Here is an 18730-nt window from a genome sequence, read left to right on the forward strand (position 1 = left end):
CATGCTGCCGGGCCGGCCCCTTCGCCGTACCCGTGGTGGCGTGATTGTGTCCCACCGAGGACATTCTGCCCACCCCCCGGCCGACTGAGCAGAACGCGCAGAACCCCTCTTAACACGACTAACGCGAGATACGTCTGAAACAGCGACGTAACTCCGGGCGGCCCTTAGCGTCTGCCTTCCTCGACCTCCGAGGTCAGGAAGGAGACAGCCTCAGATGGCTTCACGAAACGATGTTGCGACGAGCCCCGGCGCCGAGAAGATCGGCCGGGACAGCGCGCGAGTCGAGATTTCAGGACTCACCAAACGGTTTCTGACTCCCGCGGGTGAGGTGTTCACGGCACTGCAGGACGTTTCGTTCACCGTGGAGCCGGGCCAGTTCTGCGCGGTGGTGGGCCCCACCGGCTGCGGCAAGTCGACGACGCTGAGCATGGTGTCCGGGCTCGACCGTCCCAGTGAGGGCTCCGTCAAAGTCGGCGGCCGTGAGGTGGACGGCGTCACCGACGGCGTCAGCTTCATGTTCCAGACCGACGCGCTGCTGCCCTGGAAGACGGTCCTCGGCAACGTCCTGATGGGCCCCGTCTTCCGCAAGGTGCCCAAGCAGCAGGCCCAGGCGTCAGCACGCGACTGGCTGCGCCGGGTGGGCCTGACAGGGTTCGAGGACCGCTATCCGCACCAGCTCTCCGGCGGCATGCGCAAGCGCGTGGCGATGGCCGCGGCGCTGATCAACGAACCCAAGATCCTGATCATGGACGAGCCGTTCGGCGCCCTGGACGTACAGACGAAGGCGATCATGTCGACCGAACTGCTCGGCCTGTGGGAGCAGATCCGCCCGTCGGTCATCTTCATCACCCACGACCTCGACGAGGCCGTGGCGCTCGCCGACCGGGTCGTCGTCATGACTTCCGGCCCCGGCTCGGTCAAGGCGGTCTTCGACATCGACCTGCCCCGCCCGCGCGGCGCGGTCCAGGAGATCCGCTTCCAGCCCCGCTTCATCGAACTTCAGCACCAGATCTGGGACTGTCTGCGCGAGGAGGTGGAGCGCGCCTACGCACGCACCGCAGGAGGTACGGCATGAGTACGACGTCCACCGTCTCCACCGCCCCGATCGAGGACGGCTTCCAGGTCTCGGCCACGGCCGCCGCCAAGAGCGCCGTCCGGCGGCGTGCTGCGCTGGTGTGGGCGGGTCGCATCGGTCTCGCGGTCTTCGTCCTCGGCGGCTGGCAGGCCTTCACCGCCTGGGGGATCGTCGACAAGTTCTTCTTCGGACAGCCGTCCGGCATCGCCCAACGGCTGGTCGACCTCTTCAGGCAGGGCACCGAGTTCGGGTCCTTCTACGCCAACATCTGGACCACGATCCAGGAGGCGCTCGCCGGCTTCGCCCTCGGGGCCGTCACGGGGGTGGTCTTCGGCGTCGCGCTCGGCCAGAGCCGCTTCCTCGCCGACGTGCTCGGCCCCTACATCAAGATGGTCAACGCGATCCCGCGTATCGTCCTCGGCTCGATCTTCATCGTCGCGTTCGGCATCGGTGTGCTGCCGAAGATCCTGCTCGCCGCGGTGCTGGTGTTCTTCATCGTCTTCTTCAACGCCTTCCAGGGCGTCCGCGAGGTCGACCGCAACATCCTCGCCAACACCAAGGTCCTCGGCGCCTCGCAGCTGCAGATCATCCGGCACGTGACCGTGCCGTCCGCGCTCACGTGGATCATCGCCAGCCTGCACAGCGCCTTCGGCTTCGCCATCGTCGGCGCGCTGGTCGGCGAGGTGCTGGGCGCGCAGAGCGGGCTCGGCCTGGTCATCAAGACCGCTCAGAACAACTTCGACCCCAACGGCGTGTTCGCCACGATGCTCGTCATCTCGGTCATCGTGCTCGGCGCCGAGTGGCTGATCGGCAAGCTCGAACACCGGCTGCTGTCCTGGCGCCCGCCGGCCCCGACCGAGGCCGCCAACACCATCTGACTCCCGAGCCCTTTCCCCCTCCTTCGCCCAACTCCCTTAACCAAGGAATGTGATCAGTCATGTCCAGACGACCCGCCGCTGTCGCCGCGTCCGTCCTCGCCGTCCTCGCCCTCGGCACCACCAGCGCCTGTTCCGGCAACTCCTCAGCCTCTACTGGCGCTTCGGGCTCCACGCCGACCGTCAAGCTCATGGCCGGCGGCCTCGACAAGCAGATCTACCTGCCGTACCAGCTCGCCCAGCAGCTCGGCTACTACAAGAAGTACGGCGTCAACGTCGAACTGAGCACCGAGCAGGACGGCGGCGTCGGCGCCGAGGATGCCATGGCCTCCGGGCAGGTGGACATGGCCGGCGCCTGGTACGTCCACACCATCGACTTCCAGGTGAAGGGCAAGGCGGTCGAGGGCCTCGTCCAGTTGTCCGGCGCGCCGGGCGAGCGGGAAATGTGTGTCCCGAAGAGCGGCGTCCACTCCGGCGCGGACTTCAAGGGGAAGACGCTCGGCGTCACCGACATCGGGTCGGGCACCGACACCCTCACCCAGTTCATCGGCGCACAGAAGGGCGTCAAGGCCAGCCAGTTCAGCCGGATCGGCGTCAGCCAGGGCTCCACGGCCATCGCCGCGCTTCAGAACGGCAAGACCGCCTGCGTCATGACGACGCAGCCGACGGTGGCCGCAATCGAGAAGAAAGGCATCGGCACCTCCGCGATCGACCTGGCCACCACCGCCGGCGCCAAGAAGGCGCTCGGCGGCACCTGGCCGGCAGCGACCGTCCTCGCCCAGACCAGCTGGGTCAACTCGCACAAGGACGCGGCGCAGAAGGTCGTCGACGCGCTCGTCGCCACCATGCACTGGATCAACACGCACAGCGCGGCCGACATCGCGGACAAGCTGCCGCAGTCGTACGTGTCGAACCAGCTGGTCACCAAGGCCGACTACATCAAGGCCCTGGACCAGGACAAGGGACAGTTCCTCCCGGACGGCATCATGCCGGCCGGCGGCCCGAAGACCGTCCTGGCGACCGAGGAACTCGTCGGCCACGCGACCTCGAAGGTGAACCTCGGCACGACCTTCACCAATGAGTTCGCCCTGAAGGCCAACAGGACCGAGGGCTTCAAGACCACCACGACCCCGGCAGGACCGACCGGCTGAACTCCCACCCGGCACGATGCCGCCCAGGTAGCACCCACCTGGGCGGCCCCGTATGCCCCCTGTGAATCGTGGCCGCAACCTCACCGTCAAGTCCGGCTGCTCGCTGCGGACCGTGAGCGGGCGCGCCCGACCACGAGCGCCGCCTACGCCCGCCCGGCCCCACCACCTGCCTACAGTCACCACGGTCACAACCGCCGGCCTGCCGTCGGGACCGGGACGATCTGCGACTGACGCAGGGCCCTGCGCGAGGTGTTCCCTGCGCTGCCGGCCGCCGAGCGGTCGTCATCCCGAAGTTTCCGTAGCCTCCGAAACGAGCGAGGTCGGCTGATCTGCTGCTCCGTCGTTGCCGACCACGCGCCGGACTGGTCAGCAGACCGGCAGGGCGGTGGTGTGTTCCTCGTCGTACGGCCTGCAGGGAGCGGGGGTTGAGACCGAGCCGACACAGGATCGTCGGCGCGATCTGCTTGGTCTGCACGCTCGCGGAGTCGCGCATGCCGTCCGGCACCGAGGCGCATGACCGTGCTGCTCGCCCAACGGCGAGCGCATCTGCGGCGGCAGGCAGTGGCTGCCCCGGTCCGAAAAGCCGATGCGGCTGGGCGATCTGATCGTCGACTTCTCCGCTCGGCGATGCGCGCTGCACGGTGTCGAAATCCCGCTGTCGGCCAAGGCGTTCGACCTGCTCGCGGTGCTGGCCGAGCGGATCGGCGAGGCGGTGCCGCGGGAGACGTTGATGGCCGAGGTATGGGACGAGAACTGGTTCGGACCCACCAAGACTGTCGACGTCACGATGGCGGGCCTGCGACGCAGACTGACCGAGGCAGCGCAGGCCGGGGACGGTCCTGTCCGCCTGCCGGAGATCACCACGCTGCGAGGGCACGGATACCGGCTGGAACGGCAGCCGGATCCGGTGGATTGAGAAGCGGCTGATGTGTGCGCGAGCAAGGACGCCCGGACCGTGATGGTGACCGTGATACGCAGAGCGTCGATTGTGCCCGGCTTGGAGGTGAGCGGCTGCCAGTGATCATCCGGCAAAGTCGCGCGGGCCCGGTCCGCGCAGCGTCGACGTAGACTGCCTTGCTGGCAACAGGTGCGCGGTCTGGCTGATTGCACGGCACCACCCGGCCCAGGCAGCGGCTCCTTGAGGTGGGGAACGTGACGTCGAGTGCGGCATCCCTCGTACCGGTCAACACCACCCTCGGTGTCCTCCTCGCCGCTCTGCTCCTGGCGGCGGCGGTGGTCGCGGGGCGGTTCCATCTCGACCCGCTCCCGTACAAGAACCGAGCCCGGGAGATCCTCGTCGCCGGGCTGCGGGCCGCGGCCCAGCTGGCCGTCGTGTCGGTGGTCATCGCGTGGGCCGTCAAGTCCGTGCCAGGGCTGTTGGCTTTCCTTGTCGTCATGTTCTCGGTGGCGGTGCGTACGGCCGGACGGAGAATCACCAGCGACCGCACCTGGTGGCTCACGGCCGCCCCGATCGCCGCCGGCGTGGTGCCGGTCGTCGCGGCATTGCTGCTGACGGGGCTCGTCCCGCTGCGAGGCATAGCACTGATCCCGATCACTGGGATCCTCATCGGCGGCGCACTCACCGTGACCGTCCTTGCCGGACGCCGTGCCCTGGACGAACTGACCCAGCGCCATGGGGAAGTGGAAGCCGCGATGGCCCTGGGCTTCCTGGACCGGGACGCACGGATGGAGATCGCACGGCCGGCGGCATCAGAGGCACTCCTGCCGGGCCTCGACCAGACTCGGACGGTCGGGTTGGTCACCCTCCCCGGTGCTTTCGTCGGCATGCTGATGGCAGGGGCGAGTCCCGTGATGGCCGGGGCGGTGCAGTTGTTCGTCCTGATCGCGCTCATGGCTGTGCAGTCCGTCGCGGTCGCCGTGACGCTAGAACTCGTCGCCCGCCATCACCTGCACCGCCCGGTACCCGGCGTGCCGACCGGACCGCCACGCAAGGCAAGGCGGCAGACGAAACGTCCATGACCCATTCAGGGCTTGCTCAAGCTCGAGCGTCGGGCACGTAGGTGTGCCCTTGACAAGGGAGAGGGGCAGCGAGCACCGCCACCGGTTCAGAGCGCCGAACGGCGGGCAAGCAATCCCAGGACCAGCAGTCCCGGTGCCATCGGCAGCCATCCGGTGAGCAGGCGGTAGCCGATGACCGCCGAGATCGCCGTCTGTCCCGGTGCTCCGGCGGCCGTGAGCGCGAAGGCGAGTGCGGCGTCCAGCGATCCCAGTCCACCGGGCGTGGGAAGCAGGGCCGCCGCCCCGCTGGCAACCAGGTATGCCATCACCACATGGCTCGTGGGCAACGCGAGACCGAGCGCCTGGACCACGGCCACGACCACGCCCGCGTGCAGCAACGCGAACGCGACCGAGCCGCCCCACAGCGCGCAGGCCCGACCCCGGGAGCGATGCACCTCCCGCACGTCGGCCAGGGCCCGCCCCACCGCCCGCCTGAGCCGACCGCTGGCCACCACCGCCAGCACGACGGCTGCCGCCACCACCGGCACCAGGATCAGCACGTGTGGGATCCGTGCCGACAGGGGGACAGCGCCCGGTGATGCCACCAGCAGGACGACGCCCAGCACGCACCGGACGATCCCGCCGACGGCCGCCTTCACAGCCAGCGCGGTCGCCGAGCGCCTGGTGGACAGGCCGCACCGCGTCAGGAACCGCAGGTTGACCAAGCTCGCCCCGGCCCCTGCGGGCAGGATGTGGTTGACGGCGCACGCCGCGAACTGAGCGGCCACCAGCCGTCCCTTCGGCAACCGCTCGATGACCGCCCCCTGCTGCGCCACAGCCGCGCACACCCACGTGGCGAGAGTGGCCAAGCAGGCGAGCACCAGCCATTCCCCGTCGGCGGCGGCCAGTTGGTCGGTACCGCTGTCGAGGGTGGCGCGGTGCGCCGCGAGCATGCCGCCGGCGAGGACGAGCACCGCGAGGGTGATGCCCAGCCGGACGTAGGGGCGCTTGCCCGCGGTCACGGTCACGCTGTCGGACACGGTCGCCACGGTCACCGCCCCTGCCGGACGAAGGGAGCGACGTAGGCGTGGAGAACGCCGGCCCGCTCCATGGGCCAGGTGCGCGCGTAGGCGGGCGGACGGTCGCCGGGCTGGGCGAGGACGGCGACGGTGGTCCGGTGGGCGGCCCGGGCCAGTGCGGCCGCGGTGGTGCTGCTGTCGTGGCCGCCGGTCTGTGCCGAGCCACAACGGGTGTAGAAGGCGATGGGCACGGCCTCATAGCCGCTGAGCAGGCACGGCGGCCGTACGCCGAGCGTGTGGAGGGCTGAGGCGGTGCGGAACCAGTTGTCACGGTTGGCGGCGGAGCTGTGCAGAGTGTGTTCCAGGACGACGTACTGCACGGCCAGATGAGCCGCCAGGCAGGCCGCGACCAGGCTCACGGCGACGGTGCGCGCGCTCCCCCGAATCGGGGCGCTGACCAGGTGACCGAGGCCATGGGCGACGGGGAGGGCGAGCAGGGCGTAGGCGGGCAGCAGGAAGCGGGGGGCCGCGTAGCCGATGAGGAACAGGTAGGGGACGGCGGCCGTGACCGCGCAAGCCAGCGGCAGCAGGACGGGCAGGGCGCGTCGGGCGCGGACGGCGGTGAGCGCGCCGAGCGCGGCGAGGACGGGCAGCGCGAACCACCACACGGTCACCACCGAGTTGGGGACCGATCCGGTGCAGGGACGGCAGAGAGTACGCCCGCCGAGACTGCGCAGCTGGTCGACCACCGTCAGATGCCAGCCGAGGCCGCCCTGGATGCGGGAGGCGTCTGAGAGGCGTTGAGCAAGGCCCCCGTAGCTCAGGTACGCCTCGATCACCCACTCACCGGCACCGGCCAGCAGTCCGGCGGCCAGTACGGCGAGCAGGCGGGGACAGCGCAAGGCGAGGGCGAGAACGAGCAGGGGAAGCACCACGTAAACGGCGTCCATCGGGCGCATCCACGCCATCAGTGCCGCGCTCGCGAACACGCCCCACCAGGCCGCCCGGTCCCCTGCGTTGGCGCGGACACGCAGGAAGCAGCCGACGCAGGCCAGGGCGCCGACCCCGACCCAGTAGTTGGGCATGGCCTGCGGGCCGTAGAACAGGGTCACCCACAGGGAAGCGAACAGGGCACCCGCCAGCGCCAGGACGCGCGGCATGACGTGGGCTCGCCAGATGCGCAGGGCGAAGTAGAGGCCCAGACCGGAGAGGACCGCCAGATAGACCCTCAGAAGGGCGGTGGAGTCGGACCACGACGCGATCGGCGCGGCAAGCAGAGAGATGCCGCGGGCGCGGGGCGCACTGAAGAAGGCGGCGGGAACCTGGCCGCTGACCTGACTGACGTAGACCGTCTCGTCCCAGCCAAGACCAAGATCCGGTCGTACGAGCACGAGCTGGGCGAGCGTGAAAGCCCCCGCAACGGCCGCGAGCCAAGGTTCGCCCCACCGCCGCCGAGGCCGGGCCGTCCACGGTGGGAAGCCGGTGCGAGAGGCACCGGTCATCGTGACGTCCGAGCCGTCGGCCATCCCGCACCTTTCATCGTCACGCACCCAGGAACCATGTTCTCCTACGTTTCGTAGGAGGTAACTTCACCGTACGGCTCGCCGGTTAGAGACGGGTGAGAAGAAGTCCGAACGGCGCAGTGCCCAGCAGCCGCTGCCCCGCGCACCGTTCAGGTTGCGTTCATGCTCGAAATGCGATCGTGCGGATCATGACCGCAGAGCCCGTCCTCGATGGACACCCCCTCGCCCCCGTACGCCAACTGGCAAACAAGGTGCCGGAGGTGACCGTCTATTTCTGGATCATCAAGGTGCTGACCACCGGCATGGGCGAGACGGCGTCGGACGTCCTGGCCCGCACGCTCGGCCCGATCCCGGCGGTGGCGCTCGGCGGCCTCGCCCTGGTGGCGTCCCTGGCCGTGCAGTTCACACTCCGCCGGTACGTCGCCCGGGCCTACTGGACCGCCGTCGTCATGGTCAGCGTTTTCGGCACCATGGCCGCCGATGTCCTGCACGTCGGCCTCGGCGTACCGTACGCCGTCTCGACGCCGGCGTTCCTCGTCGTACTGACCGCGGTCTTCGCCCTCTGGTACGCGAGCGAGCAGACCCTCTCCATCCACACGATCCGGACCCGACGCCGCGAGGCGTTCTACTGGGCGGCCGTCCTCGCCACCTTCGCCCTCGGCACCGCCACGGGCGATCTCACCGCCACCGTCGGCTTCGGCTACCTGGGATCGGTCGCCCTCTTCTCGGCCGCCATGTGCGTACCCGCCCTGGCCCACCGCTTCGGGGCCCTCGGTGCGGTGACCGCCTTCTGGACCGCCTATGTCATCACCCGCCCCCTCGGAGCCTCCCTCGCCGACTGGATGGCCCTCCCCCACACCCGCGGCGGCCTCGGCCTCGGCCTGGCACCGGTCACCCTCGCCTGGACGGTGGCGATCATCGGGTTCGTCGGCTACCTGGCCGTGTCACAACGCGACAGGGGCGCGCACGCCGCGGCGTGAGGTAGGGCCACGCACGACAGAGCCGGGCGACGAAGCACGGGGATGGCGTCTCGCCGGGTGGTGCAGCCGATCAAGGCACCGGAATCCGCAGGTCGGGAGATGGTTTGCGCCCCCAGCGTACGGTGTCGGCCCGGTGTGCTCAGTCGTGGCGGCGCTCTGTGGCCTCTCGCCAACAAGTTCCAGCGAGCGGAATCGCCATCTCCTCAGAAGCACGGCTGACCATGTGGGAGGTCGTTCGGCCGCAACCCAGCCAAACGAAGGATTCCCGGCTGCGATGGTGGCTCACTGTGAGAGACGGGGCGGTCGGAGCCATCAACACCGGCTTCGACCGCCCCAACGGGGTTCGCGGATACGCCCGGCCGGCGCAGGCGACTCGCCACCTCCGTCGGCCGGGCGTGGAGTGGCTTGTCAGCCCATGTCCGTCAGGAGGGCGTTCAGTTCCTTCTCCTGCTGCGCGGGCGGCATAGGCGGGTTCGAGTGATCGATGCCGAAAGTCCCCAGCACCTTGTCCATCTGGGCGTCGATGGAGGTCCACCCGGTCTGGTCCAGCGGCTGCAGCGAGGCCTGGTCGGCATCCCACAGGTCACGCAGCGACTGTGCAGCCGTGTGCGCACCCTTCGCGTTCCCGGAGCGGGCGTCCTTGAGCGAGGTGGAGGCGAGGGTCTTCAGGGCGGTGACCTTGGCGGGCGGGAATTTCTTCACCGCCTCGCCGGGGGCCATCTGCACGGCGGAGGTGTTGTCGGCCTCCGGCGCCGGGCCGACGTGCGGCTGGCTGTGGGCCCAGATCAGCAGGCTCGTGGTGGCGACGGCGAGCAGTCCGAAGCCGGCCAGGCCGACGCGCTCCTTTCGCAGGTCCCCGGTGGCGTGTGCGGCGTGGGTGGCGTCGTGGGTCTCGGTCACGTCCGAGCGCGTCACCGTCAGGTAGACCACCGTCGCCAGGATCAGACCGAGGAAGATCAGGCTGGTGGTGAAGGTGCCCAGTGCGATGCCGGTCGGCTCGCCCGGCTGAGCGACCTTCGGGGAGGCGAGCCAGTCACCGATGTTCGCGCCCAGCGGGCGGGTCAGGATGTAGGCGAGCCAGAAGGACAACACCGGGTTCGCGCCGAACTTCCACAGCAGCGTGATCGCCGCGATGAGGCCGAGCGGCAGCAGCACCGAGGCGCCCGGGCTCCAGCCGGTCAGCTCCAGGGTCCAGTCGCCGGTCGCGGTGCCGAGCGCGAAGGTGACAAGGACGGCGAGCCAGTAGAACGACTCACGCGGAAGCGTCGTGACCGAGTGGATCGACAGCGTGCGCTCGCGCAGCCACCACACGCCGAAGACCACCGCGAGCAGCACCGAGAACACCGCGGAACTGATCCACAGCGGCACGTTGAGCTGGTCGGTCAGGATGTCGGTGTACAGGGTGCCCGTGACGCTGACAACGACCACGGTCAGCCAGTACGGGAACGGCACGTACTGCTTCAGCCGCAGCTGGACCGCCAGGACCACGACGAATACCGCGGTGAAGATCCAGGCCGTGCTCACCAGGCCGACGCCCAGCTTCATGTTGATCCAGTCGGCGAAGCTCTCACCCACAGTGGTGCACAGGATCTTGATGACCCAGAACCAGATGGTGACCTCGGGGACCTTGTTGAGCATGAGGGGCCCGCTGCGCGTGCGCTCTTCCGTTGTCGTTGTCATGCGGCCAGGTTTACGCGGGGAACCTGCAAGTAACCTGACTACGTGATCTCACGCACGGCCGGGAGCGTCACCTCGATATGACCGCGGCCGTCCGCGATCGCACGGACCTCCACACCGGCCGAGGCGGCGATGCGCCGGACCACCGGCAACCCCAGCCCATATCCATCGCCGCCGGTCACACCCGCCTCGAAGACCCGCTCGACGTCCGCGGGATCGAACCCTGGGCCGTCGTCCAGGACATCGACCACGACGGCCGCACCCTGGTTGCGCGCGGTGATCCACACACGCGTCTTCGCATGCCGCAGGCCGTTCTCCAGCAGGGGTGACAGCAGCGACACGGCGACGTCGGGCGCCATGGCCACCTCGATCTTCGCGGGAAAGGCGACCTCGACCGCGCGACCGCCGATCGCCTGCCGCGCGGCGGAGCGCAGATCGCACCGGGTGCCCTCGTCCGTGTGGGCGCGCGCGGCGCGCAGAATCGTCGTGATCGCCGCGTCGAGGCGGTCGACCTCGCTCAGTACCGCCTCCGGCGGCACCGGCTCGCCGGACAGCTGAGCGAGCTGCGCCTCGCCCCGCAGAACCGTGAGCGGTGTCCGCAGCTCGTGGGCGATCTCGTCGGTGAGCCGGCGCTCGTCCGCCAACGCGCTGTCGACGCGTTCCAGGAGGCGGTCCAGCGTCTGTCCCAGTTCCCCGAACTCGTCGCGGGGGACCCCGAGGTTGAAGCGGCGCCCGGGTTCGTGATGGCCCCAGTCGTCGGCGAGGGCTGCCATTTCGTGCACGACCCGCAGCGCACGGTGCACTACGAGATGCGCGACACCGCCGGCGAGGAGGATCGTGAGGCCGCCCAGGACCAACGACAAGGTCAGACTGCGCTGCTCGGACGTCTCATAAGGCGTGAGGTCCACCCGGACGACCACCATGACGTGGTGGCCGTCGACGGGGACTTGCCGCGCGTACAGGAGGGAGTCGCCGGCGGTCACGGTCTGCGAACGCCTCGAGTCCGCCAGCTCCTCGACACGCCTGACCACGCTCGCCGGTACGTTCCCGTCGATCAGGCGGCCGTCGGCATACACCCAGGCGACCTCGTCCAACGCCTCACTGCCGTTCTCCGTGAGCACGACACGGCCGCCCTTGGCGGTGACGTTCGCCGCGACCGCCTCGGCGCGCGTACGGGCCAGATCGTGCGCGTCGGCGTCCGTCACCCTGCTCAGCAGCACATGCGAGACGACGACCAGGATGGCGACCACGGCGGTGGCGATCAGGACGGTGAGCGCGACGACGCTTCTGCGGAATCCCGTCATTGCCATCGGTAGCCCACGCCGCGGACCGTCGCCAGACGCCCGGCCGCACCCAGCGGACCGAGCTTGGTCCGCAGCCGGCGCACATAGGAGTCGAGGGTGTTGTCGCTGACGTGTGCCCCGTGCGGCCAGCCGGCGGCGACGAGGGCGTGCCGACGTACCGCGTCGCCCTGCGAGGCGATCAGGCGGCCCAGTAGGCGGAACTCGGTCGGGGTCAGGCTCATGCTCACCGCGTCGTAGGTCACCATGTGCTTCGCCGGATCGAGGACGACCTCGTGCGATGCGGGCGCCACGGTGGCCCGGCGCAGCAGCGCCCGGACGCGGACCAGCAGTTCCGGGATGTCGAAGGGTTTGGTCATGTAGTCGTCGGCGCCTGCCTCGAAGCCGCCCACCTTGTGGTGCAGACCGTCCAGGGCGGTGAGCATCAACACCGGCACGTCGACGCCCCGAGCCCTCAGGGCCAGGCAGACATCGCGGCCGTCTGCGTCCGGCAGTCCGAGATCCAGGACGACCAGCTGGGGCACCGGTGCGAGCTGCCGCAACAGGCTGTCTGCCGTGGCGGCGACGGAAACGGTGTGACCGTCGTGTTCCAGGGCCCGCCTGAGGATGTCGCGAACCGCCGCGTCGTCTTCGCACACCAGGATGAAAGCCACGTGCTGACCCTAGATTCTCGCATCTCAATACTCCATCTGCCCCGGCCAGGTACTTGGCGCTGGGGCGCGGCCGGCCGAGCCGCGGCGGGGCTCGCGGGAGAGCGCAACGGGTGGCATGGACCGTGTGGCACTGTCGTACCGAATGAGCGCCTACCGGGTCGAGAAACGCAGGCTGTACATCGGCCACCATCACTGCTGGCCCCGGCGGGACCGTCTGGGTCGGCGGAGCGACTACCACCTGCTTCCATGGCACCGCCGCCCTGCGGCGAGCGCGAAGACCAATACCCGCTCGGCGCCCAAGCCGGGCCGCGTATCCTCCCGCCCGGCGCAGCCGCGCGCTCTGGGAGACCTTGTAGCTCGCGGGCGCCGCGCCTGTGCTCGTCAGCCACTGGCCGACCGAAGCAATCATTCATGCTGCCGCAGACGGGATCTTCGGCCACCCCGACGCCAGGGGCGTAGGTGCAGGAGCCGTCTCACAGCGGTAGATACTGGGCACCGTCTTCACCGTGAGGGTGGTCTGCCAAACCAGTGCCGGTGGTGCCGTGACCTGCGGCAGGCCGATGCCTCGCCGGGTGCGGCGATGCCGCGGTCGGCCGGGCCGGAGAGCTCGGCCTGGTCTCGTCCGGTGGGCGGAGCGGGCGCGGTGGTGAGACTGCCCGTGGCGGGGATCATGGTCATCTGCAGGGCGCACGTCATGCCGCGAGCCTGCCCGGGGCCGCGGCGAGCCCCACTTGCTGTGCAGGTGCTGGGACAGCAAAAGTGCTCACGGGTTCCGGTTCGAAAAGTGCCGCAGCCGAGGTGCCCTGCACTGCGGAGACGCGGCGGTGTTGGTGGCAAGCTTCCAGCGTCCCGCCGCTGGCGCGGCGGCGGGCGGGAGCGCGAGGACCAGCCAGCTACCCTCCATCGTGGCCTCGCACGGGGTGGCCTCCGACTTCGGTAGCGGCGTCCTGGTCGATCAGAGACCCGAGGTCCCGGACCGGATCACCGTCCCGGAGAACCCGCAGGCCAGGGACGACGGGTGACACCTCGGTTCGAGAGCCCGGAGGCGAGGGGCGTGTCATCGCTTCTTGCACCGGACGGTCTCAACTCCCGATATGCGCTGCGCTTCTGGGCAGACGCTCAGGAGTCGGTCAGCACGCCCCGCGCGAACTCGTGTGCGGGCTCCTCCAGAGCGCGCCGGAGCTCGAAGAAGAGGTCCGCCGCCGTTGTGCCGGACCACTTGGCCGGGAGGAGGGCGTCGGGCAGCCCCGGGTCGAGGTAGGGGAAGCGGCGCCAGGCCGTCAGAACGTGGACGTAGTCGACGAACGCGTCGCGGGCCGGCGTTGTGTTCTTCTCGGCCTCGGCCAGGCGTGTGGCCATCGGCGTGAACTTGGCGACGAACTCGTCGTAGAGCCCCTGCAACGCATCCAGGTCCCACCAGCGGCTGACCTGTTCGGCGGGGTTGCCGAAGGCCACGTAGTCGCCGCGGAAGAGGTTGACGTACTGGTCCAGGCCGTGTCGGAGGAGATGGTCGCGGGTGTCGTCGAGCGCGTGGGCGGGAGCGATCCATACCCCCGACGAGACCGTGCCGAAGCCCAGCCATGCCAGCCGTGACCGGAGCTGGTGGCGGTGCTGCCGCTCGCTCTCCGGCACCGAGAAGACGGCGACGACCCAGCCGTCATCGGGGGCGGTGTGGCGTTCGAAGATCCGGCGGTCGCCGGTCTCCAGGACGGAGCGGGCATACGGCGAGAGCGCGTAACCCGCCCTGCCGTCCCGCCGCTCCGACACCAGAATCTCGCGGCGCTTGAGCCGGTGAATCGACGAGCGGACCGCCTGGGCGTCGACGCCGAGTTCGGCGAGCAGCCGTATCAGAGTGCTCACCCCGATCCAGCCGCCGACCTCGCGCGCGTAGAGGCCGTAGACCGTCACGATCAGGGATCGCGGTGGTGCCGCCTGGGCCGGGTCGTCGTCGAGGAGGTCGCTCATCGTCACGAATGCAGGATTTTACTGCGTTCGCCCGGCAGCCTCCGCGGACGCCCTTGCTTTCAGCGCCGTGGGCCAGGCAGCGGGCCATGGTGCGCTGCCGCCCGCCTCCTTGTCGGGGACGTGGACGGTGACATAGCTCCCCCGGGCGGCACGTCGGCGCGGCTCGCTGTCGGCGGCCTCCCGCCACACCTCGAAGGCGAAGGTCATCGAGGATCGGCCGAGGCGGACGAGCTCGATCCGGGTCTCCACCTCCTGGCCGAACCGGAGGGACGCCTCGAACTCCACCTCGTAGCGCACCCTGGGCGCCACCGGGAAGTAGTCGGGGATGCCGTGCTCGCGCATCAGCGCGGCCTCCGCCGCCTCGGCGTACCGCACGACGGTGGTGTTGTGGTAGATCCCCGCGGCGTCGGTGTCCACCCACTCCACGCGGGCGCGGTGGACACCGGACGGGCGGACCGGGTCGTCGCTCATCCGGTCGTCCGGCTGGGCGTCCACCGCAGGTGGACGGCTTCCCGGGGGGTGTCGCGCAGCAGCGCCAGGCGCGGGCGGACCGCGTCGGTGCGTGAGGTCGGCGGCTTGCGCCGGCCGGCCGCGAACTGGGCCGGCCACTCGGCGCCCGGGCCGCGGTACTCCTGTTCGGCGGCCGCCTGCAGGGTCCACTGCGGGTTGTAGAGGTGGGTACGGCCGAGCGCGCACAGGTCGGCGCGGCCGGCCAGCAGGATCGAGTTGACGTCGTCGTACGACGAGATCGCGCCCACCGCGATCACGGCCACGCCCGCCGGGGCGGCGACCTCGTGCCGGATCCGGTCGGCGAACGGGGTCTGGTAGGAGCGGCCGAAGGCGGGCTTCTCGTCCTTGGTGACCTGGCCGGAGGAGACGTCGATCGCCGCCGCCCCGTGCGCGACGAACGCCCGCGCGATCTCGACCGCGTCGTGCTCGGTGTTGCCGTCCGGGGACCAGTCGGTCGCCGAGATACGGACCGTCACCGGGCGGTCGGCAGGGAAGGCGGCGCGGACCGCGTCGAAGACCTCCAGGGGGAAGCGCAGCCGGTTCGTCAGTGCGCCGCCGTACTCGTCCGTGCGGTGGTTCGCGACCGGGGAGAGGAAGGAGGACAGCAGGTAGCCGTGGGCGGCGTGCACTTCGAGCAGGTCGAAGCCGGCCTCCGCGGCCCTGCGCGCGGCCGCCGCGAAGTCGGCCACGACCGCGTCCATGTCCTGGCGGGTCATCTCGCGCGGTACGTGGCAGCCCGCGCCGTAAGGCAGCGGGGACGGGCCGACGGCCTCCCAGTTACCCTCGTCGAGCGGCTGGTCGATGCCATCCCACATCACCTTGGTCGAGCCCTTGCGGCCGGCGTGCCCCAGCTGGAGCCCGATCTTCGCCGTGCTGCGCTCGTGCACGAAGGAGGTGACCTCGGTCCACGCGTCGCGCTGGGTGTCGTTCCACAGGCCCGTGCAACCCGGGGTGATCCGTGCCTCGGGTGAGACGCAGACCATCTCGGTCATGACCAGGCCCGCGCCGCCGAGCGCCTTGGAGCCCAGGTGGACCAGGTGGAAGTCGTCCGGTACGCCGTCCACAGCCGAGTACATGTCCATCGGGGAGAGCACGATCCGGTTCTTGAGCTCCAGACCGCCGATCGAGAAGGGCTGGAACATCGCCGGAGCGGCCTCCGTCTCCGGCAGCCCCTGGGATTTCGCGAAGCCTCGCTCGATCAGCTCGGCGAAGCCGGGGTCGCGGTCCTTGAGGTTGTCGAAGGTGATCCGGCGGGAGCGGGTGAGGAGGTTGAAGCAGAACTGCGCGGGGTCCTGGCCGGCGTACCTGCCGATGTTCTCGAACCACTCCAGCGAGGCCTGCGCGGCGCGCTGCGTGGACTCCACCACGGGCCGGCGTTCGGTCTCGTAGGCCGTCAACGCCTCGTCCACGGCGGGGTGTTCGTGCAGGCACGCGGCGAGCGCCAGGGCGTCCTCCATGGCCAGCTTGGTGCCAGAGCCGATCGAGAAGTGCGCGGTGTGGGCGGCGTCGCCGAGGAGAACCACGTTGTGGTGGTGCCAGCGCTCGTTGCGGACCGTGGTGAAGTTGAGCCACTTCGAGTTGTTGGTCAGCAGGGCGTGACCGGCCAGTTCCTCGGCGAAGATCTCACGGATCCGCGCGACGGCCTGCTCGTCGGAGACTCCGGGCGGGAACTCCGTGCCCTCGGTCGCGTCGAAGCCGGCGCGGCGCCAGACGTCCTCCGCCATCTCGACGATGAAGGTCGAGCCGGAGTCGGAGTACGGGTAGCCGTGGATCTGCATGGTCCCGAAATCCGTCTGCCTGACGAAGAACTGGAAGGCCTCGAAGACCCGGTCGGTGCCCAGCCACATGTACTTGTTCGCCCGCCGGTCCAGGTCGGGGCCGAACGTGTCGGCGTACTTGGTCCGCACGGCCGAGTTGAGTCCGTCCGCCGCGACCACGAGGTCGTGGGACTCGCGCAGCTCGTCGACGTCCGGCGCGGTGATCCGGTAGTGCACCGTGACCCCGAGTGCTGCGGCCCGCTCCTGGAGGATGCGCAGCAGGTCCTTGCGGGACATGGCCGCGAAGCCCTGGCCGCCGACGGTGAACGGGTGCCCGTTGAACTCGATGTCGATGTCAGTCCACCGGGCGAAACGGTTCTCCATCGCGTCGTGGACGACGGTGTCGGCGTTCTCGATGCCCCCGAGGGTCTCGTCGGAGAAGACGACACCGAAGCCGAAGGTGTCGTCGGGGGCGTTGCGCTCCCAGACGGTGATCTCGTGGGCGGGGTCCAGCTGCTTCATCAGGGCGGCGAAGTAGAGCCCGCCCGGCCCGCCGCCGACGATCGCGATCCTCATGCGTTGTTCTCCTCGTTCGCCTTCTCGATCAACTGGCGCAGCAGGTAGTGCTGCAGCTTCCCGCTGGTGTTGCGGGGCAGGGCGTCGGTGAAGCGGACCGCGCGCGGGTACTTGTACGGCGCCAGCTGGGTCTTGATGTAGTCCTGGATGTCCCTGGCCTTGGCGTCGTCGCCGGTGACGCCCTCGCGCAGCACCACGAAGGCGCAGACGACCGATCCGCGCTCGGGGTCGGGCTTGGCGACCACCGCGGACTCGACGACATCCGGGTGGGTGTCGATCGCGGCTTCGACCTCGGGGCCTCCGATGTTGTAGCCGGAGGAGACGATCATGTTGTCCGTGCGGGCGCGGTAGTGGAAGTAGCCGTCCTCGTCGCGGACGTAGGTGTCGCCCGTGACGTTCCAGCCGCCCACGACGTAGTTCTCCTGGCGCCGGTCGTCGAGGTAGCGGCAGCCGACCGGGCCGATCACGGCCAGCCGCCCTTCGACACCGGGACCGAGTTCCTCGCCGTCGAGGCCGAGGACGGTGGCGCGGTAGCCGGGCACCGGTCTTCCGGTCGCCCCGAGGCGGATGTCGTCACCGGCGGCGGAGATGAATATGTGGATCATCTCGGTGGCCCCGATGCCGTCGATGACCTTGAGCCCGGTCTCGGCGTGCAGTTGCTTCCACACTTCGTCGGGCAGGTGTTCCCCGGCGCTGACCGCGGTGCGCAGGCCGCGCAGCCGGTCGGCCTTGTCCGCCTTGAGGATCTGCTTGTACGCCGTCGGTGCGGTCGCGAGGACGGTGACCCCCGTCCCGGCGACCAGGTCGGCGAGGGGCTCCGGCGCGACGGCCTCGGTCAGCAGTGCGCACGCGCCGGCGCGCAGGGCACACACGACGAGGATGCCGAGGCCGAAGGTGAACGCGAACGGCGCCGTGCACGACACGAGGTCGTCGGGCCGCACCCGGAGCGTGTGCCGGCCGAAGGTGTTGTCGATGGACAGGATGTCGCGGTGGAAGTGGGTGGTGATCTTCGGTACGCCGGTGCTGCCCGAGGTGGGCCCGAAGAGGGCCACGTCGTCGGACGCCGTGTCGACCGCGGCGAACTCCGCCGGCTTCACCGCCGCCCGGCGGCTCAGGTCGTCGGGTGCGTCGCCGCCGTACGCCACGATCGTGAGGTCCGGCGCAACGGTGTCGCGTACGGCCTCGACGTCGTGCGTGAACCGGTGGTCGACCAGCGCGACGGCGGGGCGGGTCTTCTCTGCGATCGGCGTGAGTTCGCGGGCGCGCAGCGCCGCCATTGTTGTCACTACGATGCCGCCGGCCTTGAGCACGCCGAGCCAGGCCGCGACGGTCCACGGGTTGTTCGGGGAGCGCAGGAGCACCCGGTTGCCGGGGGTCAGGCCGAGGTCCTCCGTGAGCACATGGGCGATCTGGTTGGCCCGACAGCGCAGTTCGCCGTAGGTCCACACCTCGCCCTCCGGCGTGCGCAGGGCGGGGCGGTCGGGGCCGAAGGTGTCGGCGGGTATGTCGATGATCTCGGTGGCGGCGTTGAGGCGCTCGGGGTACTGGAGTTCGTCCGTGGTGAACTCCAGCACCGGCCACAGATGGCGTGGCGGGAGATGGTCGCGGGCGAACGTGTCCGGGTAGGCGGAGGGCGCGAGGTCCATCGGCGTTCCTTTCTGCCGGGGGTTCCGTGCACAGGGTGCGGATCGTGCGGAGGAGGGAAAGGG

At 69.8% G+C, this 18730-nt stretch carries 15 protein-coding genes; 6 read left to right on the forward strand and 9 right to left on the reverse strand.

All coding sequences use genetic code 11. The features are described from left to right. Positions 1-214: 214 nt before the first annotated feature. The 5 genes from BFN33_RS02150 to BFN33_RS02170 all read left to right on the forward strand — a co-directional run bounded on the left by BFN33_RS02150 (position 215) and on the right by BFN33_RS02170 (position 5081). On the forward strand, positions 215-1075 hold the full coding sequence (locus BFN33_RS02150; protein ID WP_069758106.1) for an ABC transporter ATP-binding protein: 861 nt from the start codon (positions 215-217) through the stop codon (positions 1073-1075). Then, complete coding sequence (locus BFN33_RS02155; RefSeq protein ID WP_069758107.1) at positions 1072-1953, forward strand: ABC transporter permease; 882 nt, start codon at positions 1072-1074, stop codon at positions 1951-1953. Before BFN33_RS02150 ends, BFN33_RS02155 begins: the two co-directional genes overlap by 4 nt. Before the next feature lie 59 nt (positions 1954-2012). Further along, a complete protein-coding gene (locus BFN33_RS02160) occupies positions 2013-3101 on the forward strand; it encodes an ABC transporter substrate-binding protein (RefSeq protein WP_069758108.1) in 1089 nt (362 codons plus the stop codon). 586 nt (positions 3102-3687) lie between these two features. Then, positions 3688-4017, forward strand: a complete 330-nt coding sequence (locus BFN33_RS02165; protein WP_069758109.1) for a winged helix-turn-helix domain-containing protein — start codon at positions 3688-3690, stop codon at positions 4015-4017. Positions 4018-4253: 236 nt separating this feature from the next. Beyond that, complete coding sequence (locus BFN33_RS02170; protein WP_069758899.1) at positions 4254-5081, forward strand: ABC transporter permease; 828 nt, start codon at positions 4254-4256, stop codon at positions 5079-5081. A gap of 86 nt (positions 5082-5167) precedes the next feature. Here BFN33_RS02170 and BFN33_RS02175 read toward each other — a convergent pair whose 3' ends face one another. Then, complete coding sequence (locus tag BFN33_RS02175; protein ID WP_069758900.1) at positions 5168-6100, reverse strand: lysylphosphatidylglycerol synthase domain-containing protein; 933 nt, start codon at positions 6098-6100, stop codon at positions 5168-5170. Positions 6101-6111: 11 nt separating this feature from the next. After that, on the reverse strand, positions 6112-7605 hold the full coding sequence (locus BFN33_RS02180) for a hypothetical protein (RefSeq protein ID WP_069758110.1): 1494 nt from the start codon (positions 7603-7605) through the stop codon (positions 6112-6114). A gap of 185 nt (positions 7606-7790) precedes the next feature. Between BFN33_RS02180 and BFN33_RS02185 the strand changes: the two genes are divergently transcribed. Beyond that, the gene (locus BFN33_RS02185) at positions 7791-8582 is read left to right on the forward strand and encodes a hypothetical protein (protein WP_069758901.1); all 792 of its coding nucleotides are present in this window, start codon (positions 7791-7793) and stop codon (positions 8580-8582) included. Positions 8583-8990: 408 nt separating this feature from the next. Here BFN33_RS02185 and BFN33_RS02190 read toward each other — a convergent pair whose 3' ends face one another. The 7 genes from BFN33_RS02190 to BFN33_RS02225 all read right to left on the reverse strand — a co-directional run bounded on the left by BFN33_RS02190 (position 8991) and on the right by BFN33_RS02225 (position 18667). Beyond that, positions 8991-10262, reverse strand: coding sequence for a hypothetical protein (locus BFN33_RS02190; RefSeq protein WP_069758111.1), 1272 nt, complete (start codon positions 10260-10262; stop codon positions 8991-8993). Between the two features lie 38 nt (positions 10263-10300). Next, positions 10301-11569, reverse strand: coding sequence for a sensor histidine kinase KdpD (locus BFN33_RS02195; protein ID WP_069758112.1), 1269 nt, complete (start codon positions 11567-11569; stop codon positions 10301-10303). Next, positions 11560-12213: a response regulator transcription factor gene (locus BFN33_RS02200; RefSeq protein WP_069758113.1), complete on the reverse strand. Its 654-nt coding sequence runs from the start codon at positions 12211-12213 to the stop codon at positions 11560-11562. The genes BFN33_RS02195 and BFN33_RS02200 overlap by 10 nt, the downstream gene beginning before the upstream one ends. 1119 nt (positions 12214-13332) lie before the next feature. Further along, positions 13333-14178 carry a PaaX family transcriptional regulator C-terminal domain-containing protein gene (locus tag BFN33_RS02210; protein WP_069758902.1) on the reverse strand — a complete coding sequence of 282 codons (846 nt, stop codon included), beginning with the start codon at positions 14176-14178 and terminating at the stop codon, positions 13333-13335. An 18-nt stretch (positions 14179-14196) separates the two neighbouring features. Further along, positions 14197-14649 carry a thioesterase family protein gene (locus tag BFN33_RS02215; RefSeq protein WP_069758903.1) on the reverse strand — a complete coding sequence of 151 codons (453 nt, stop codon included), beginning with the start codon at positions 14647-14649 and terminating at the stop codon, positions 14197-14199. Next, positions 14646-17021: a bifunctional salicylyl-CoA 5-hydroxylase/oxidoreductase gene (locus BFN33_RS02220; protein ID WP_069758115.1), complete on the reverse strand. Its 2376-nt coding sequence runs from the start codon at positions 17019-17021 to the stop codon at positions 14646-14648. Before BFN33_RS02220 ends, BFN33_RS02215 begins: the two co-directional genes overlap by 4 nt. Further along, positions 17018-18667: an AMP-binding protein gene (locus tag BFN33_RS02225; protein ID WP_069758116.1), complete on the reverse strand. Its 1650-nt coding sequence runs from the start codon at positions 18665-18667 to the stop codon at positions 17018-17020. The genes BFN33_RS02220 and BFN33_RS02225 overlap by 4 nt, the downstream gene beginning before the upstream one ends. Between the last annotated feature and the right edge of the window lie 63 nt (positions 18668-18730).

The organism is Streptomyces sp. LUP47B, from assembly GCF_001746295.1.
In the GTDB taxonomy this organism is placed as follows: Bacteria; Actinomycetota; Actinomycetes; order Streptomycetales; family Streptomycetaceae; genus Streptomyces.

Coding starts and splice junctions, on each gene's coding strand:
- BFN33_RS02150 (WP_069758106.1), top strand. CDS start 215: ATGGCTTCACGAAACGATGTTGCGACGAGCCCCGGCGCCGAGAAGATC.
- BFN33_RS02155 (WP_069758107.1), top strand. CDS start 1,072: ATGAGTACGACGTCCACCGTCTCCACCGCCCCGATCGAGGACGGCTTC.
- BFN33_RS02160 (WP_069758108.1), top strand. CDS start 2,013: ATGTCCAGACGACCCGCCGCTGTCGCCGCGTCCGTCCTCGCCGTCCTC.
- BFN33_RS02165 (WP_069758109.1), top strand. CDS start 3,688: ATGCGGCTGGGCGATCTGATCGTCGACTTCTCCGCTCGGCGATGCGCG.
- BFN33_RS02180 (WP_069758110.1), bottom strand. CDS start 7,605: ATGGCCGACGGCTCGGACGTCACGATGACCGGTGCCTCTCGCACCGGC.
- BFN33_RS02185 (WP_069758901.1), top strand. CDS start 7,791: ATGACCGCAGAGCCCGTCCTCGATGGACACCCCCTCGCCCCCGTACGC.
- BFN33_RS02190 (WP_069758111.1), bottom strand. CDS start 10,262: ATGACAACGACAACGGAAGAGCGCACGCGCAGCGGGCCCCTCATGCTC.
- BFN33_RS02195 (WP_069758112.1), bottom strand. CDS start 11,569: ATGGCAATGACGGGATTCCGCAGAAGCGTCGTCGCGCTCACCGTCCTG.
- BFN33_RS02210 (WP_069758902.1), bottom strand. CDS start 14,178: ATGAGCGACCTCCTCGACGACGACCCGGCCCAGGCGGCACCACCGCGA.
- BFN33_RS02215 (WP_069758903.1), bottom strand. CDS start 14,649: ATGAGCGACGACCCGGTCCGCCCGTCCGGTGTCCACCGCGCCCGCGTG.
- BFN33_RS02220 (WP_069758115.1), bottom strand. CDS start 17,021: ATGAGGATCGCGATCGTCGGCGGCGGGCCGGGCGGGCTCTACTTCGCC.
- BFN33_RS02225 (WP_069758116.1), bottom strand. CDS start 18,667: ATGGACCTCGCGCCCTCCGCCTACCCGGACACGTTCGCCCGCGACCAT.